This window comes from Streptomyces sp. Y309 (genome assembly GCF_056712025.1).
In genome coordinates this window covers 2,930,244-2,947,657 of sequence record NZ_CM160048.1, presented here as the reverse complement: position 1 = coordinate 2,947,657, position 17,414 = coordinate 2,930,244, and the positions used below count along the sequence as shown (strand labels likewise).

The following is a 17,414-nucleotide window of genomic DNA, read 5'->3' as shown; positions in this document are numbered from 1 at the left end:
TCCTCCTGAACCCGCCCCTCTCGCACTGCCGTTGCCCCCCCACACCTGGAGACCCCTTGCTCGAACCGCTCAGCGGGCCGCCGCGCCGCGTCGGCCCCTACCGTCTGCTCGCCCGCGTCGGCGCGGGCGGCATGGGGGAGGTCTTCCTCGCGCGGCCCGAGGCGCGGGCCGGGACGGGGCCCAGGGCGCGGTCCGATGCGCGGGCCGTGCCGGGCGCGCCGCTCGTCGCCGTGAAGACCGTGCGGCCCGACCTCGACATCGACCACGAGTTCCGGGTCCGCTTCCGCCGGGAGATAGCCGCCGCACGGGCGGTGTCCGGGCCCGGCACCGCGGCGCTCCTCGACGGTGACGCGGACGCCGAGGTGCCGTGGCTCGCCACCGAGTACGTGGCCGGGCCCGCGCTCGGGCAGACCGTGCGGCGATGCGGGCCGCTGCCCGGCGCCGCGGTGCGCGGTATCGGTGCCCGGCTCGCGCACGCGCTCGGCGCCGTGCACCTCGCGCAGGTCCTGCACCGCGACCTCAAGCCCGGCAACGTCCTGCTCACACCGGACGGGCCGAAGCTCATCGACTTCGGCATCGCGCAGGCCTTCGACGCGACGGCCCTCACCACGGCGGGCATGCTCGTGGGCACGCCCGGCTTCATGGCGCCCGAACAACTCCTCGGCAGCCACGCCGTGGTGCCCGCGTCCGACGTGTTCGCGCTCGGTTCGGTGCTCGCGTACGCGGCGAGCGGGCGCGGCCCCTTCGACGACCAGGAGCTCGCCTCCGTCATCTTCCGCATCACGCAGGGCGACGCGGACCTGTCCGGGGTGCCGGAGGACGACGGGCTGCGGGAGACCGTGGCGGCCTGCCTGGCGCCCGCGCCGGACGACCGGCCGACGGCGGCGGAGCTCGCGGGGCGGCTCGAAGGGACCGGGGCCGCGAGGGCGGCAGGGGTGCCCTGGCCCGCCGAGGTCCTGTCCCTCTTCGCCGAGCACCGCGAGGCCGTGGAACGGTGCGAACGGGGCGCCGTCGCGGAGGGGTTGGCGGAGGCGCACACCGTCACCGGGGGAGCGCCGCGCCTGCCGACGCCGCCTCCTCCGGCTCCGCTCGCCACCACTGCGGAGGCACCGGCCCCGGCCGCGCGCCGCCGCTGGCCCTGGATCACCGCCGCCGCGCTCGCCGTCGCCGCCGTGACCGTCGCCGCCGTGCTGCTGCCGGGCGACGGCGGTGCCGGCGGCTCGGCGGGCGGCGCGAACGGAGCCGGTTCCTCCGGCAGCGACGGCGGCGCGGGCAAGGGCGGCGACAAGACCGCGAGCGGCCCGCGCGTCGTCACCCAGTACGGCAGCGCCCTCCTCTCCGGCGACCAGGGCCCCGAGGCCACCCGCGCCGCCGCCCGCCCCAAGGGCTGGAAGCCCTGGTCGGTGCCCCGGCCCAAGGGCCTGGACGCCCAGGGCGACGGCTGCGTCCTGGCCAACGACACGCTGGTGTGCCGCGACGGCAAGGGCGCGGCCGCCGCCTTCGACGCGGCGAGCGGCCGCCACAAGTGGACGACGCGCGGCTTCAGCGGCGCCGAGGTCGGCCTGACCGGCCTGCACACGGTGGCGCCCGAGGCCGCCGCAGACGGCCGCGCCGTCTTCGTACCGAGCGAACTCGGCGTCACCAAGGTCGACGTGGCCACCGGCACCGAGCGCTGGCGCAAGCGGGCGGAGGGGAACTCCGGGGTGCTCGCCATGGCGTACGCGAAGGGCGTGGTGTACGTCGCCGAGTTCCGCTTCGGCGGCTACGGCCCCGACGGCCCGCCCGCGAGCACCGTCATCCGCGCCCGCTCCGCCGCCGACGGCCGCGAGCTGTGGCACTCGAAGGAACTGCCCAAGACGTCCAGGTCCCTCGCCGTGCACGGCGGGCGGGTGTTCACCGCTCTGGAGAAGGGCGCCGTCGTCCGCCTGGACGCCAAGACCGGCGCCGTCGTCCGCACCGCCCAAGTCCCCTGCGGCCAGCTGCTGCTGCGCAACCCGTCCGCGCTGGTGTGCTGGAGCGACGGGCGCGCGGGCCTGCGCGAGCTCGACCCGGACACCCTGCGGACCCGGCGCGTCCTCGCCCCCGACGCGGAGCCCGCCGGGCCCCGGCCCGTGGTCGGCGCGGCGGGCGTCCTCGTCGTGGCGACCAGCAACGACGACCCCACCGTCGACCACCACCTGAGCGGCTACGACTGGCGCACCGGCAAACGCCTCTGGCGCTACGGCGCCCCCACGGGGCTCAACACCCTCGCCCTCGCGGACGACCGGGTGCTGTCCACGGGTGACGCCGAGATGCGCGGCCTGCGCCTCGACGGAGACGTCGACACCCTGCGCAGCAAGAACGTCCCGAGGGGCGACGCCAGCGGCGTGGACTCAGGCTTCGCCCGCTTCAGCCAGCCGCTGTACGCCGGCGGTGCCGTCTTCACGACGGTCGACGGGAAGGTGATCTCCGGGCACGCGCCCTGACGGGGCGGGCTTCAGCACGCGCCCTGACCGGGTGGAGCACGCGCCCTGACCGGGCGGGGGTCGACGCCCGTGCCCCCAGGGCGCGTCGCGCGCGCCGTGGTGGCGGGGCGGCGCGACCCCCTACCGTCGAGCCGACACGTCCGTCCTCCGACAGAGGTGCCCCGTGAAAGCCATCCGCCGATTCACCGTACGTCCCGTGCTCCCCGCCCCCCTCGGCCCGCTCGCCGAGCTCGCCCGCAATCTGCGCTGGTCCTGGCACGCCGGGACCCGCGATCTGTTCCGCGACGTCGACCCGGTGCTGTGGCGGGCCTCGGGCGGCGACCCCGTGCGGCTGCTCGGCTCCGTGCCGCCCGCGCGGCTCGCCGAGCTCGCCGCCGACGACGGTTTCCTGCGGCGGCTCGGCGAGGCCGCCGACGATCTGCGCGAGTACGTCACCGGGGTGCGCTGGTACCAGGAGCGGCAGGCCGAGGCCGACGGCGAACTGCCCGCCGCCATCGCCTACTTCTCGCCCGAGTTCGGTGTCACCGCCGCCCTGCCGCAGTACTCCGGCGGGCTCGGCATCCTCGCCGGCGACCATCTGAAGGCGGCCAGCGACCTCGGCGTACCCCTCATCGGCGTCGGACTGCTCTACCGGCACGGCTACTTCCGGCAGTCCCTGACCCGCGACGGCTGGCAGCAGGAGCACTACCCCGTGCTCGACCCCAACGAGCTGCCCCTGTCACTGCTGCGCGAGGCCGACGGCACCCCCGCCCAGGTGCGGCTCGCCCTGCCCGGCGGCCGGGCCCTCGCCGCGCACGTCTGGCAGGCGCAGGTCGGCCGCGTACCGCTGCTTCTGCTCGACTCGGACGTCGAGGAGAACGACCCCGGCGCACGCGAGGTGACCGACCGGCTCTACGGCGGCGGCAGCGAGCACCGGCTGCTCCAGGAGATGCTGCTCGGCATCGGCGGCGTACGGGCCGTGCGCACGTACTGCCGCCTCACCGGGCACGCCGAACCCGAGGTCTTCCACACCAACGAGGGCCACGCCGGGTTCCTGGGCCTCGAGCGCATCCACGAACTCGTCGGCGACGGACTCGACTTCGACGCCGCCCTGGAGTCCGTGCGCGGCGGCACCGTCTTCACCACCCACACCCCCGTGCCCGCGGGCATCGACCGCTTCGACCGCGAACTGGTCGCCCACCACTTCGGCCCGGCCGCCGAACTGCCGGACATCGACGCGGAGTTGGTCCTTCGCCTCGGCATGGAGACCTATCCGGGCGGCGAGCCGAACCTCTTCAACATGGCCGTCATGGGCCTCAGGCTCGGGCGCCGCGCCAACGGCGTGTCCACGCTGCACGGCAAGGTCAGCCGGGAGATGTTCCAGGGCCTGTGGCCGGGATTCGACCCCGAGGAGGTGCCCATCACCTCCGTCACCAACGGCGTGCACGCGCCCACCTGGGTCGCCCCCGAGGTGATCCGCCTCGGCGCCCGGCAGATCGGCCAGGAGCGCACCGACCGCGCGCTGTCCGTCGGCGGCTCCGAGCGCTGGGACGCCGTCGCCGACATCCAGGACGGCGACATCTGGCTGTTGCGCCGCGAACTGCGCGCCCAGCTCGTCGACGAGGTGCGGCGGCGGCTGCACGTGTCGTGGCGGCAGCGTGGCGCCGCCACCGCCGAACTCGGCTGGATCGACGAGGTCCTCGACCCCGACGTCCTCACCATCGGCTTCGCCCGCCGCGTCCCCTCGTACAAACGACTGACGCTGATGCTGCGCGACCAGGACCGGCTGATGGAGCTGCTCACCCACCCCGAGCGGCCCGTGCAGATCGTCGTCGCGGGCAAGGCGCACCCCGCCGACGACGGCGGCAAGCGCCTCATCCAGGACCTGGTGCGCTTCACCGACGACCCGCGCGTGCGCCACCGCATCGTGTTCCTGCCGGACTACGGCATGGCGATGGCGCAGAAGCTGTACGCGGGCTGCGACGTGTGGCTGAACAATCCGCTGCGGCCGCTGGAGGCGTGCGGCACCTCCGGCATGAAGGCCGCGCTCAACGGCTGCCTCAACCTGTCCGTCCTGGACGGCTGGTGGGACGAATGGTTCGAGCCCGACTTCGGCTGGGCCATCCCCACGGCCGACGGCGCCGCCACCGACGACCACCGCCGCGACGACCTCGAAGCCGCGGCGCTGTACGACCTCCTGGAGCGCCGCGTCACACCCCGCTTCTACGAGCACGGGCCCGGCGGCCTGCCCGACCGCTGGATCGAGATGGTCCGCAGGACCCTCACCCGGCTCGGCCCGAAGGTCCTCGCGGGCCGCATGGTGCGCGAGTACGTGGAGCGCCTGTACGTCCCCGCGGCGCGCGCCCACCGCATGCTCGCGCCGGACGCCGCCGCTGGGCTCGCCGCCTGGAAGTCCCGGGTCCGCGCGGCCTGGCCGGGCGTCGCCGTCGATCACGTGGAGGCCTCCGCCGTCGGCACCACCGCCGAACTCGGCGCCACCCTCGCCCTCCGGGTCCGCGTCCAGCTCGGCGAACTGACCCCCGACGACGTCGAGGTCCAGGCCATCGCGGGCCGCGTAGACCCGGAGGACCACATCGCCGACGCCACCCCGGTCCCCCTGAAGCCCGCGAGCACCCCCGACACGGAGGGCCGCCTCCTGTACGAGGGCCCCCTGACCCTGGACCGCACAGGCCCGTTCGGCTACACGGTCCGCATCCTCCCGTCCCATCGACTGCTCGCCGACGGTGCGGAACTGGGCTTGGTGGCAGTGCCTTCGGAGGCGACGGGGGAGGCGGCGGGGGTACTGATGAGGTAGGCGGGATGCGTCCGGTAAGGGAATGCGCGCGGTAAAGGGATGTGCGCGGCAAGGGAATGCGCGCGGCAAGGGAGCTTCCCTAAGGGGCGCGGGGAACTGCGCGACCAGCCCCCACCACCCCGCAGACGAAACAGAACATGGTGCGGGCGGCATCCGAGGGTTCGTTCCCCCGGATGCCGCCCGGCTTTAGAGGCCCAGGGGCCCGGTTACTTAACGTTCACCCCGGCCCACGCGGCCGCGACAGCCTTCTGCTCCGCAGAGTCAGCCCCATAAAGGTCACCGGCAGCCTTCACGGTGTCCTTGCGCGCCTGCGCGTAATCCGTAGTGGTGGTGAAGTACGCGGTGAGGGCCTTGAACCAGATCTTCTCGGCCTTCTCGCGCCCAATCCCCTCGACCTTGGCCCCGTCCTTGGTCGGGCTGTCGTACTTGACGCCGTTGATCTCCTTCGCGCCGCTGCCCTCGCTGAGCAGGTAGAAGAAGTGGTTGGCGATGCCGGACGAGTAGTGGACGTCCACGTTGCCGGCGTTGGAGTCCCAGTAGTCCAGCGAGTTGCCGTCCTTGGAGGGCTTGTCCATGTACCGCAGCGGGGAGCCGTCGCCGTTGATGTCGATCTTCTCGCCGATGAGGTAGTCGCCCTTGTCCTGGGCGTTGTCCGCCTTGAACTCGACGGCCGCGGCGAAGATGTCGCTGGTCGCCTCGTTCAGGCCGCCGGACTCTCCGCTGTACTCCATGTTGCCGGTGGCCGAGGTGACGCCGTGGGTCATCTCGTGGGCGGCCACGTCGATGGAGGTGAGCGGCTTCGCGTTGCCCTCGCCGTCGCCGTACGTCATGCAGAAGCAGGAGTCCTGCCAGAACGCGTTGACGTAGTTGTTGCCGTAGTGCACGCGGGACGTGGCGCCCTTGCCGTCGCCCTTGATGCCGCTGCGGCCGTGCACGTTCTTGTAGTAGTCCCAGGTGAGACCGGCGCCGTAGGCGGCGTCGACGCCCGCGGTCTGGGTGTCGGCCGGCTTGCCCGTGCCCCAGGTGTCGTCCGCGTCGGTGAAGATCTTGCCGCCGCCCGAGCCGTGGTTCAGGTCGTACGTCTTGTGGTTCCCGCGCCCGCCGTCGGTCAGCTCGAAGCCGCTGCCCTTCTTGGTGGAGCCCACCTCGACGTCGCCGCTGTACTGGCTGTGGCCCTTGCCGTTCTCGACGGCCTGGTACTGGAACAGCTTCTTGCCGGTGGCCGCGTCCGTGATGACGTGCAGCTCGCTCGGCGTGCCGTCCTTCTGAGTGCCGGTGACGACGGTCTCGAAGGCCAGCGTGGGCTTGCCCTGCGCGGCCCAGACGACCTTGCGGGGCGCGTTGGCGTCGGCCTTCTTCGTCTCGCCGGTCTTCGCCGCCGTCGACTCGGCGGACTTCGCGACCGCCTTCGGCGCGAGCTTCGCGCTCGTGGACGCCACCTTCACGGACGCCTTCGTGGCCTTGCTGACGCTCTTGACCGCGCCGTTCTTGGCGGTGTGCACGACCAAGTCGCCGCCCAGGACGGGCAGTCCGGCGTAGGTGCGCTCGTAGCGGGTGTGCGTGGTGCCGTCGCGGTCCTTGACGACGTCCCTGACGATCAGCTTCTCCTTGGCGCCGAGGCCGATCTTCTCGGCGGTGGCCGCCGTCTTCGTCTCCGCGTCCTGGATGAGGCCCGCGCGGACGGAGGCGGAGAGCTGCATGGGCGAGGCGGACGGGGTGTCGGCCTTGGTGTTGCTGACGTCCTGCTGTGCGGACGCGCCGGTGGAAAGACCGGCCGTGAGCAGCGCTCCGGCGGCGACAGCGGTGGCGATGGCCAGGGTGGAGCGCTTCCTCGATATGTGGGGGGTCACGCAGGCTCCTTGTGTGGGGGAGCCCGGGTGGCATGGGGGACCACCCGGGCCGGAAGTGCTGTGCGGTGTTCGTGTGCCGTGCGTGGGAAGCGTGCCATTTGGGCCAGGTACATGTCAGGACCTTGATTGAATGTTGGCCAAATTACGTTCGTTGGCCGATGGTCAAGGTCCGTAATGCGAACGGTGGGTGAACAGGGGTGTCGCTCCGGGGAGTTGGTGCCGCCGGACGGTCGGGGCGACGCCCCCGTACGGTGCCTTCGCTACGGCCGGGAACCGACGTTGACCGCCGCCCACGCGTTGGCCACCGCGGCGTACTCGGCACTGCCCGTGCCGCCGTACAGCTCGCTCGCGGCCGCGAGGGTGCCGGTGCGCGCCGCCGCGTAGTTGGTGGTCGTGTTGAACTTCGTCGTGAGCGCGCGGAACCAGATCTTGGCGGCCTTGTCAATGCCGATTCCGGTCACGGGCTTGTTGTCGTACGTCGGCGAGTCGTAGGAGACGCCGTTCACGACCTTCTTCCCGCTGCCCTCGCTGAGCAGATAGAAGAAGTGGTTGGCGATGCCCGAGGAGTAGTGCACGTCGACGTTGCCGGCGTTGCTGCTCCAGTAGTCCAGGGACCTGCCGTCCTTGCTCGGCTTGTCCATGTAGCGCAGCGGGGTGCCGTTGCCGCGGATGTCGATCTTCTCGCCGACGAGGTAGTCGCCGACGTCCGAGGCGTTCTTGGCGTTGAACTCGACCGCGGCGGCGAAGATGTCGCTGGTCGCCTCGTTCAGGCCGCCGGGCTCGCGGCTGTACTGCATGTTGCCGGTCGCGGACGTGACGCCGTGGGTCATCTCGTGCGCGGCCACGTCGATGGACGTGAGCGGCTTGACGTTGCCCGCGCCGTCGCCGTACGTCATGCAGAAGCAGCCGTTCGACCAGAACGCGTTGGAGTAGTTGTTGCCGTAGTGCACGCGGGAGCTCGCGCCGACCCCGTCGTTGCGGATGCCGTTGCGGCCGTGCACGCCCTTGTAGTAGTCCCACGTGAGGGCCGCGCCGTAGTGCGCGTCGGCGCCCGCGGTCTCCATGTTGGTCGGCTGGCCGTTGCCCCACACGTCGTCCGGGCCGCTGAACAGGGTGCCGGTGCCGGACGTGGCGCGGTTGAGGTTGTACGTGCGGTGGTTGCCGCGCTGGGTGTCGGACAGCGTGTACTGCGAGCCCGACTGGGCGGTGCCCAGGGTGACTTGGCCGCTGTACATCGTGTTTCCGGTGCCGTTGTGCACGGCCTGCCACTGCCGCAGCTTCTTGCCGGTGGCGGCGTCCGTGATGACATGCAGCTCGTTCGGCGTGCCGTCGTTCTGGAGGCCGCCGACCACGGTCTCGTACGCGAGGACGGGCGCGCCGCCCTTGGTGTCGACCAACCAGACGACCTTGCGCGGCTCCTGCGAGGCCTTCGTCTTCGTGGACTTCTCGGCCTTCGCGGCGCCGAGCGCCTGCTTCTCGGCCGCGGCGGGCTTGACGTCGGCGCCGGTGTCGATGCCCGTCAGGCGGGCCTTGGAGGCGCGGTTGACGTCCGTGACCTTGCCTGCCTTGTCGGTGGCGACCACCATGTCGCCGCCGAGCACGGGGAGTCCGGCGTAGGTGCGCTCGTAGCGGGTGTGCGTGGTGCCGTCACGGTCCTTGATCACATCGCGGACGACGAGCTTCTCCTTGGCGCCGAGGCCGAGGGTGTCGGCGGTGGCGGCCTTGCTCGCGTCCGCCTCGCGTATCAGCTCGGCGCGCTGCGACGGGGAGAGCTTCATGGGCAGGGCGCCGGCGTCGGCCTTGGTGCCGGTGGACGGCCCGTCGGCGGTGGCGGTGCCCGCCTGCACGGCCATGCCCAACAGGGCGGCGACGGCGGTGAAGGTGCCGATGGCGGTGGCCCGCCTGCGGGCGGTACGTCTGCGGGGTGTGGGGGAGTTGCTGCTCAACACGGACTCCTTCTGCGCGACCGCTGATCGAGCGGCCAGGGGGCAACCGGACGGCGGTGACCGTCCGGGGCGGAGCAGGGCAGTACGTGGTGCCGTGAGCCGCGGGCGCGCGAGCGCGCGTGCGACTGGTGAGGGGAAGAGTGCCATTCGAGACAGGGACATGTCAGGTGAGTAAACCCACATTGGCTGGATTACGTTCGGTGCCCGAATTTTTGTGTCCGATATGCGGGGTCTCGCGGGGGTGCGGTTTCTCGCGGGGCGCGGTGGGGCGGGGGCCTGGGGCGAGCCACCCTATGGGGGCTGCGCCCCCGCTCCCCCTGCCTTTTCGGGCCTTCGGCCCTCGTCCTCAAACGCCGGACGGGCTTCATCCCCCGCCCGCACCCGCGCCCCTGGACGCTTCCGGGGCCGGCTGCAGTGGGCCGATGCGGATGACTGCGTACGTTTCGCCGGGGCCCGGCGGGCGGGTCCAGGAGCGGGTGGTGAAGGTGTGCAGGCGGCCGTGGGTGAGCGCGGAGCGCGGCAGGGACACCCCGAACTCGGCGGCGACGGCCGCCAAGGCGGCGGCTGCGCCGGGCTGTTCGGGTTCGGGCCGTTCGGCTGCGGGGCCGAAGAAGCGGTCGGGGTCCAGGGATGCCGGGATGTGCCCGGTGCGGTCGACCTGGTCGCCCTGGACCGTGAACGCGTACAGCTCCTCGCCGTGTTCCGCGACGGAGAGGTGGAAGAGGGCCCCGGACGTGTACGTGCGGTCGGGCTCCGCCCACACGACCACCGCTCGGCCGTCCCGGGACGCGGCGGCGGCCGGGGACGTGAACCGGGGCGCGTAGAACGGGCTCGGGTCCCCGTCGAAGGCGAAGCTCCAGCCGGGCCCGGCCCTGCCGACGGCGGCCAGCGCCTTGTCGTCGTAGGGCGAACTCTCCCCGCTGTTGCACAGTTTGGACCGCGCCTCCCACCGGGTCATCGGCTCGTGCAACGCGGTGCCCTCGTCCTCTCCGACGAGCGCGGGCAGTTCGGGCGGCTGCACGCCCTCGACGAGGACGAAGCGGTACGCCCGGTCGTTGCCGTTCCCCTCCTCCTGCGCCAGCCAGGCAAGGCCTCCCGGTTCCTGGTCGGCCACCGCGCGCGGAGCGCCGGCCGCCTCCGCGGCGGCGGTGCCCCTCGGGGTGGCCAGCAGGGCCCGGCCCCGCTCCGGCGTGAGCAGTGGCCCGAGGAGTGGGTCGGCCAGCAGGGCTATCGGGGCCAAGTGGTCGGGCCCCAGCGGCCGCCACCGCGGCAGGGCGGCGAGCAGGGTCCGCCAGGCCGCGTCGTGCTCACCCCAGCGCGCCTGGTCCCGCGCGGTCTCGACGGCCGCGCCGAACGGTCCCTCCGGTTCGTACTGGAACGTCCCCGCCTGTGCCTGCCGGGCCGCCTCCTTCGCCGCCGGTTTCAGTTCGGCCCCGACGTAGTGCCTGGTCCAGGAGTCGTCGTGCGGTCTGCCCCGGGGGCCCATGGCCGCGAGGACGGGCAGCACCTCTGGGGCGTACGCGGGATCATTCGTGAGCGCCCTGAGCCCCGACGGCGACTGGTCCCCCTGACAGAGAGCCAACTGGGCGCGCAGCGCCGCGGCCCGGGGCCGCCCGAAGGCCACCGCCTCCTCGAATACCTCGGCTGCCCGCTCGAACTCCCCGGCCAGCGCCGCCTGCCGGGCCTCGTCGACGGCCGTGTCCAGTGCCTCGGTCGTGGCATTGGCGAATTCCGGCCCCTCGTCGCGCCCCGCCGCCAGACTGTGGAACTCCCGATACGCGTCCTGCATGAACTCCCAGAAGGACGCGAACCGTTCGGGCGGTGCGGCCCTCCAGTGGGCCCATGTGTACACGGCCCATTCGCCGTGCTCGTCCACGTCCCCGGGATCCATCAGCACATACATGCAGTCGGAGTCGACGTCGAGCTGGAGCGCCCGGCTCCACATGGTGACCTCCCGGATCTCCTCCGGCGAGGCGTCCTCCTCCAGATACTCCTGGAACTCGGCGCCGATGCCCGACGCGTCCTCGTGCCAGTGGGCGTGCTCCGTGCCCGCGAGCAGATAGACGAACCCGCCCGCGTGCCGCCACCCGTCGGTGACCTCAAGGAAGGACCGGTACGACGGCGGGAGGTGACGGCCGAGACGTTCCTCGAACGCGGCGATCCGCTCGGGCGTCGCGGTCGCGAACCCGAGCCAGCGGGCGTGCAGCGCCTCCTCGTCGCCGTCGAGGCCCTCCTCGTCGGGATCCTGCGCGCCGGACCACTCCTCGCTCCACCGCGCCAGGAACTCCCGCCAGCCGAACTCCGGTCCGGCCCCCGTGCTCGCGTTCGTCTCAGTCATACGGCGATGGTGCCAGCCGCCACTGACAATGACCGCTGACCTGCGAGGACGTGGACCAGCGGGCCGCCGCTACGGCGTTCCGCCGCTCACCACGCTGTCCCGCCAGGCCCGGTGCAGCTCCGCGAACGGGCCCGTTCCCGCGATGAGTTCGGCCGGGCTGCCGTCCTCGACGATCCGCCCGTGTTCCATCACGAGCACCCGGTCGGCGATCTCCACCGTCGACAGGCGGTGGGCGATCACGACGGCGGTGCGACCGCGAAGCACCGTGTCCATCGCCCGCTGCACGGCCCGCTCGCCGGGGATGTCCAGCGAGCTGGTGGCCTCGTCGAGGATCAGCACGGCGGGATCGGCAAGCAACGCCCGGGCGAACGCGACCAGTTGGCGCTGACCTGCCGAGATGCGGCCGCCGCGCTTGCGTACGTCGGTGTCGTAGCCGTCGGGCAGGGACGTGATGAAGTCGTGGGCACCGATGGCCTTCGCGGCGCGTTCGACGTCCTCGCGGGTGGCGTCCGGGCGGCCGATCGCGATGTTCTCGGCGACCGTCCCGGAGAACAGGAACGCCTCCTGCGTCACCATCACGACACCCCGCCGCAGCTCGGCGTTGGCGAGGTCGCGCAGGTCGACGCCGTCGAGGAGGACCCGGCCGTCGGTCGGGTCGTAGAAGCGGGCGAGCAGCTTCGCGAGGGTCGACTTGCCGGCGCCCGTGGAGCCGACGACGGCGACGGTCTGCCCGGCCGGGAGCGTCAGGTCGAAGCGCGGCAGGACCTCCCCGCCCGTGCGGTACGCGAAGCGCACACCGTCGAACTCCACGGTGCGGCCGGGATGTTCGGAGGCGCGCTCGGGCAGCGGCTTCCCGGCGCCGGGCGCGGGCTCCGGGACGGACGGCGTCTGCGCGAGCAGCCCCGCGATCTTCTCCAGGGACGCCGCCGCTGACTGGGCCGAGTTGAGGAACATGCCGAGCCGGTCGATCGGGTCGTACAGCCGGCGCAGATACAGCACGGCCGCGGCGAGCACACCGAGCGCGAGGGTGTCCTGCGCGACGCGGTACGCGCCCCACAGCACGATCCCCGCGACGGCCGTGTTCGCGACGAGCCGCGAGCCCACCACGTACCGCGCCATTTCGAGCAGCGCGTCGCCGTTGGTGCGCTCGTGCCGGTGGTTGAGCGCGGCGAACTGCGCCTCGTTGGCCCGCTCGCGGCGGAACGCGCGCACCGGACGGATGCCGTTCATCGTCTCCGTGAACTTCACGATGACGGCGGCGATGGCGGTGGACCGCGCGCGGTAGACCTTCCCCGCGCGGCGCTGGTACAGCCGTATGAGCAGGTACAGCGGCACGAACGACAGGACCGCGACGGCGCCGAGGCCCAGGTCCAGCCAGAGCAGCATCAGGGAGATGGAGACGAACGACAGGATGACGGTGAGCAGTTCCTGAAGGCCTTCGTCGAGCAGTTCCCGCAGGGACTCCACGTCCGTGGTGGCACGGGAGATCAGCCGTCCCGACGTGTACCGCTCGTGGAAGTCCACGCTCAGCGCCTGCGCGTGCCGGAAGATGCGGCCGCGCAGGTCGAGGAGCACGTCCTGGTTGACGCGGGCGGACGCCACGATGAAGGCGTACTGGAAGGCGCCCGCTGCCGCCGCGCACGCCAGGTAGGCCACGCCGACCGCGATCAGCGGGCCGTTGTCGTCCGCGCGGAAGGCGGGTACGGCACGGTCGATGGCGTACGCGACGAGCAGCGGCCCGGCCTGGATGACGGCCTGCTGCACCAGGAGCAGCACGGCGGCCACGGCCACGCGGGCGCGCCGGGGCGCGAGCAGCGAACGCAGCAGGGCGCGGGTGGCGCCCGGGGGAGCGGGCAGGGTGTCCTGGTCGAAGGCGGCGTCCAGGGCGGCCGTGGAGGGGGCGGGGGTCCCTGAGCGTTCGTCCGCCGCCCCGGGCCCGGCCTTCTCCCCGGCCTTCTTCCCGTCCTTCTTCCCGTCCTTGTCGTTGACCGTGGTCACCTGTCCGTCCCCCCAGACATCAGCCATGCGTACTCGGCGTTCTGCCGCAGCAGTTCCTGGTGCGTGCCCACGGCCGTGACGCGCCCGCCGGACAGCAGCGCGACCCGGTCCGCGAGGAGCACCGTCGACGGGCGGTGCGCCACGACCAGCGCCGTGGTGTCCTTCAGGACCCGCCGTAGCGCCGCCTCCACCAGTGCCTCGGTGTGTACGTCGAGCGCGGACAGCGGGTCGTCGAGGACGAGGAACCGGGGGCGGCCCACCACCGCGCGGGCCAGCGCGAGCCGCTGCCGCTGTCCGCCCGACAGGCTCAGCCCCTGCTCGCCGACCTGCGTGTCCGCCCCCTGCGGCAGGCTGTGCACGAACTCGGCCTGCGCCACCGCGAGGGCCCGCTCCAGCGCTCCGTCGGCCGCGCTCCCGCCGGCGCCCATCAGGACGTTCTCGCCCACGGAGGCGGAGAACAGGGTCGGTTCCTCGAAGGCCATGGACACCAGCGCGCGCACGCGTGCGCGTGCCATCGCCGCGATGTCCTCGCCGTCGAGCGTGATGCGGCCGCCGGTCACCTCGTGCAGGCGGGGTACGAGGGCGGTCAGCGTGGTCTTGCCGCTGCCGGTGGCGCCGACGAGCGCCACGGTCTCGCCGGTGCGGATGTGCAGGTCGATCCGCTCCAGGACGGGCGGGGCGTCGTCCGGCGCGTCCGGGTAGCGGAACTCGACGGCGTCGAAACGGATGCCGTCGGCGGAGGCGAGGGCGAGGGCGGGGTCGGGGGCGGGGATGGGGACCGGGGCGGAAGCAGGAGCCGCGGGCACGCCGGGTTTTCGGGGCGCCGGGACGGGTACGGGGGCGGCCGCGGCGCCCGCCGTGCGCGGCGCCGGGACGGGGGCACCCGTGGTCTCACCGACCGCGCCGGGCCCCGACCCCGACGCGGTCTTCGCCTTCGTCTCCGTCTCCGGCTCCGCGTCCAGCACCTCGAAGTACCGCTCCGTCGCCGTCGCCGCCTCCTGGCTCATCGCCAGCAGGAAGCCGATCGACTCCACCGGCCAGCGCAGCGCGAGCGCCGTCGACAGGAACGCCACCAGCGTGCCCGTCGAGAGCCCGCCGTCGGCCACCTGCACCGAGCCGAGGACGAGCGCCGCCCCGATCGCCAGCTCCGGCAGCGTCATGATGACGCCGTAGATCGCGGCGAGCAGCCGGGCCTTGACCAGCTCCGTGCCGCGCAGCGTGCGCGACAGCTCGCGGAAGGCGCGCGCCTGACTGCGGTGCCGCCCGAAGCCCTTGATGATCCGGATGCCGAGCACGCTCTCCTCGACGACGGTCGTCAGGTCGCCCACCTGGTCCTGCGCGCGCCGCGCCACGGCGGCGTACCGCCCCTCGAAGTACGCGAGGAAGGCCACCATCGGCAGCACGGGGGCGAGCAGCACCAGGCCGAGCGTCCACTCCTGGGCGAGCAGAATGGCCATGCCGACGGCGATCGTCGCGCCGTTGACCACCAGGAACGTCAGCGGGAACGCGAGGAACATGCGCAGCAGCATCAGGTCCGTCGTGCCGCGCGAGAGCAACTGGCCGGACGCCCACCGGTCGTGGAACGCGACGGGCAGGCGCTGGAGATGGCGGAACAGGTCCGCCCGCATCGCCGCCTCCACGCTCGCGAGCGGCCGCGCCACCAGCCAGCGCCGGAAGCCGAAAAGGAGTGCCTCCGCGATGCCGAGCACCAGCAGGAGCAGCGCGCCGAGCCAGACGCCCCCGGTGTCCCGGTCGGCCACAGGACCGTCCACCATCCACTTCAGGACGAGCGGGAACACCAGACCCGTGCACGACGCCACGACGGCGACAAATGCCGCGCTGAACAGGCGTATTCGGACGGGGCGCACATAGGGCCACAGTCGGCTGAGCGTCCGGACGGCGGACCGGCCGCCGGGTTCCTTGGCAGGTGCATGAATCGTCGGCATCAGGGGCGAGCCTACGTTTCACCACTGACAGAGCCCACCGAGTTTTGGACCGGCCGGGGTCGGCCGCTGGTCCTAGGACGCGTGCCGGGTGGCCCGCCGGATCGCGGCCGGGGTGGCCGGCGGATTGCCGCCGAGGTGGTCGGCGGATTGCGGCCGGAGTGGCCGCCGGATCACCCACCGAGTCGCGCCCGCACCGGCCGTGACCTGGGAGGTCGTAGGGGTCCATCAACCGATCGGAGGATGCCGGGCGGAGCGGGATGGCCGATGTGGGGGAGGGGCCTCGGCGGCGAGGCTTGTCGCATGCCTCCTCCTCTCATCGAAGTCAGGGACCTGCGCAAGGTCTATGGCGGCCGAGCCGCCGTCGACGGCGTCTCCTTCGCCGTCGAGCAGGGCGAGATCTTCGGCGTCCTGGGTCCGAACGGCGCGGGCAAGACGACCACCGTCGAATGCGTAGAGGGCCTGCGCGTGCCCGACGCGGGCGCGGTGCGCGTCGCCGGTCTCGACCCGGTCGCGGACCACATGCGCGTCACGCGTGTCCTCGGCGCGCAGCTCCAGGAGAGCGAGCTCCAGCCGAAGCTCACGGTCCGCGAGGCCCTGGAGTTGTACGCCGCGTTCTATGCCACCCCGGCCGACTGGCGCCCCCTGGCCGAGCGGCTCGGTCTCACGGACAAGTTGACCACCCGCTTCGCCAAGCTCTCCGGCGGCCAGAAGCAGCGCCTGTTCATCGCGCTCGCGCTGATCGGCAACCCCCGCGTGGTCGTGCTCGACGAATTGACCACCGGCCTGGACCCGCGGGCGCGCCGCGACACCTGGCGCCTCATCGAGGACGTGCGGGACAGCGGGGTCACGATCCTGCTCGTCACCCACTTCATGGAGGAGGCCCAGCGGCTGTGCGACCGCATCGCGGTGATCGACCGGGGCCGGGTGGCCGCCCTCGACACCCCCGCCGGCCTCATCGGCCGCACCGCGAGCTCCACGGTCATCTCCTTCACGCCGTCCGTGCCGCTGGCCCCCGCCGACCTGGCCGCGCTGCCCCGGGTCGCCTCCGCCACGGAGAAGGACGGCCGCGTCACCCTCAACGGCACGGACGCCACGGTCGACGCGCTCCTCACCTTCCTGGCCCGCCACCACATCACGGCCCACCAACTCCGCGTCACCGACGCCACGCTGGACGACGCGTTCCTGGACCTCACGGACAGCCGCACCGACGGCGCCGACCGGCACCCGCCCACCGCCCGCCCCGGACACCACGGAGCCCCGGCATGACCACCGCAGCCCCCCTCTCCGACGCCACCCATGGCACCCACACCACCCGCGCCGTCCGCGCCGTCTTCAAGGCCGAGCTGCGCCTGTTCCGGCGTGAACCGGGCTCCTTGTTCTGGGTCATGGTCTTCCCCACGCTGCTCCTCGTGATCCTGGGTTCGATCCCGTCGTTCCGCGAGGCGCAGGACGACCTGGGCGGCATCCGGCTCGTCGACGCCTATGTCCCCGTGACGGTGCTGCTCGCCATGATCATGTCCGGGCTTCAGGCGATGCCGCCCGTCGTCACGGGGTATCGCGAGCGCGGCATCCTGCGCCGCATGTCAGCCACCCCCGTGCGCCCCTCCGCCGTGCTCGGCGCGCAGATGGGGCTGCACGGAGCCGCCGCCCTCGGCTCCGCGCTGCTCTCCCTCGCGGTCGGCCGGATCGCCTTCGACGTGCCCCTGCCCCGCCAGGGCGTCGGGTACGCGGTCGCCCTGCTGCTCGCCATAGCCTCCGCGCTGGCGCTCGGCGCCCTGGTCTCGGCGCTCGCGCGGACCTCCAAGGCGGCCACCGCGGTCGGCTCCGCGGTGTTCTTCCCGATGATGTTCAGCGCCGGGGTCTGGCTGCCGGTGCGGGCGATGCCGGACGCGCTCGCCCATGTCGTCGAGGCCCTCCCGTTCGGCGCCGCCGCCGAGGCGCTGAACCAGGCGGCCGCGGGCGACTGGCCCGGCCCCGTCCACCTCGGCGTCCTCGTCCTGTGGACGGCCGCCCTCACCACGGCCGCGGCCCGGTGGTTCCGGTGGGAGTGACGGCGGGCGCGCCGGGTGCCCCTGCG

The 17,414-nt window shown here is 72.8% G+C and carries 9 protein-coding genes; 4 read left to right on the top strand and 5 right to left on the bottom strand.

Annotated elements, in window-relative coordinates:
* Positions 1–56 precede the first annotated feature (56 nt).
* On the top strand, positions 57–2,465 hold the full coding sequence (locus AC0KTA_RS11075; protein WP_481054947.1) for a protein kinase domain-containing protein: 2,409 nt from the start codon (positions 57–59) through the stop codon (positions 2,463–2,465).
* Between the two features lie 163 nt (positions 2,466–2,628).
* Positions 2,629–5,259 carry an alpha-glucan family phosphorylase gene (gene glgP, locus AC0KTA_RS11070; RefSeq protein ID WP_481054946.1) on the top strand — a complete coding sequence of 877 codons (2,631 nt, stop codon included), beginning with the start codon at positions 2,629–2,631 and terminating at the stop codon, positions 5,257–5,259.
* 206 nt (positions 5,260–5,465) lie between these two features.
* Here glgP and AC0KTA_RS11065 read toward each other — a convergent pair whose 3' ends face one another.
* From AC0KTA_RS11065 to AC0KTA_RS11045, 5 genes are all read right to left on the bottom strand, one after another.
* The gene (locus AC0KTA_RS11065) at positions 5,466–7,109 is read right to left on the bottom strand and encodes a M4 family metallopeptidase (protein ID WP_481054945.1); all 1,644 of its coding nucleotides are present in this window, start codon (positions 7,107–7,109) and stop codon (positions 5,466–5,468) included.
* A 260-nt stretch (positions 7,110–7,369) separates the two neighbouring features.
* Positions 7,370–9,055: a M4 family metallopeptidase gene (locus tag AC0KTA_RS11060; RefSeq protein WP_481054944.1), complete on the bottom strand. Its 1,686-nt coding sequence runs from the start codon at positions 9,053–9,055 to the stop codon at positions 7,370–7,372.
* Positions 9,056–9,419: 364 nt separating this feature from the next.
* Complete coding sequence (locus AC0KTA_RS11055) at positions 9,420–11,393, bottom strand: SMI1/KNR4 family protein (RefSeq protein WP_481054943.1); 1,974 nt, start codon at positions 11,391–11,393, stop codon at positions 9,420–9,422.
* A 69-nt stretch (positions 11,394–11,462) separates the two neighbouring features.
* Entirely contained in the window at positions 11,463–13,418 is a 1,956-nt protein-coding gene (locus AC0KTA_RS11050) for an ABC transporter ATP-binding protein (RefSeq protein ID WP_481054942.1), read from the bottom strand.
* Positions 13,388–15,337, bottom strand: a complete 1,950-nt coding sequence (locus tag AC0KTA_RS11045; RefSeq protein WP_481054941.1) for an ABC transporter ATP-binding protein — start codon at positions 15,335–15,337, stop codon at positions 13,388–13,390. Before AC0KTA_RS11045 ends, AC0KTA_RS11050 begins: the two co-directional genes overlap by 31 nt.
* A gap of 300 nt (positions 15,338–15,637) precedes the next feature.
* Here AC0KTA_RS11045 and AC0KTA_RS11040 point away from each other — a divergent pair, with 300 nt between their 5' ends.
* On the top strand, positions 15,638–16,603 hold the full coding sequence (locus AC0KTA_RS11040) for an ABC transporter ATP-binding protein (protein ID WP_481054940.1): 966 nt from the start codon (positions 15,638–15,640) through the stop codon (positions 16,601–16,603).
* The gene (locus AC0KTA_RS11035) at positions 16,600–17,388 is read left to right on the top strand and encodes an ABC transporter permease (protein ID WP_481054939.1); all 789 of its coding nucleotides are present in this window, start codon (positions 16,600–16,602) and stop codon (positions 17,386–17,388) included. Before AC0KTA_RS11040 ends, AC0KTA_RS11035 begins: the two co-directional genes overlap by 4 nt.
* Positions 17,389–17,414 lie beyond the last annotated feature (26 nt).

What these genes read in the sequence shown, in the direction of transcription:
- AC0KTA_RS11055 (WP_481054943.1), bottom strand. Translation starts at nt 11,393, where the DNA reads ATGACTGAGACGAACGCGAGCACGGGGGCCGGACCGGAGTTCGGCTGG.
- AC0KTA_RS11050 (WP_481054942.1), bottom strand. Translation starts at nt 13,418, where the DNA reads ATGGCTGATGTCTGGGGGGACGGACAGGTGACCACGGTCAACGACAAG.
- AC0KTA_RS11045 (WP_481054941.1), bottom strand. Translation starts at nt 15,337, where the DNA reads ATGCCGACGATTCATGCACCTGCCAAGGAACCCGGCGGCCGGTCCGCC.
- AC0KTA_RS11040 (WP_481054940.1), top strand. Translation starts at nt 15,638, where the DNA reads ATGCCTCCTCCTCTCATCGAAGTCAGGGACCTGCGCAAGGTCTATGGC.
- AC0KTA_RS11035 (WP_481054939.1), top strand. Translation starts at nt 16,600, where the DNA reads ATGACCACCGCAGCCCCCCTCTCCGACGCCACCCATGGCACCCACACC.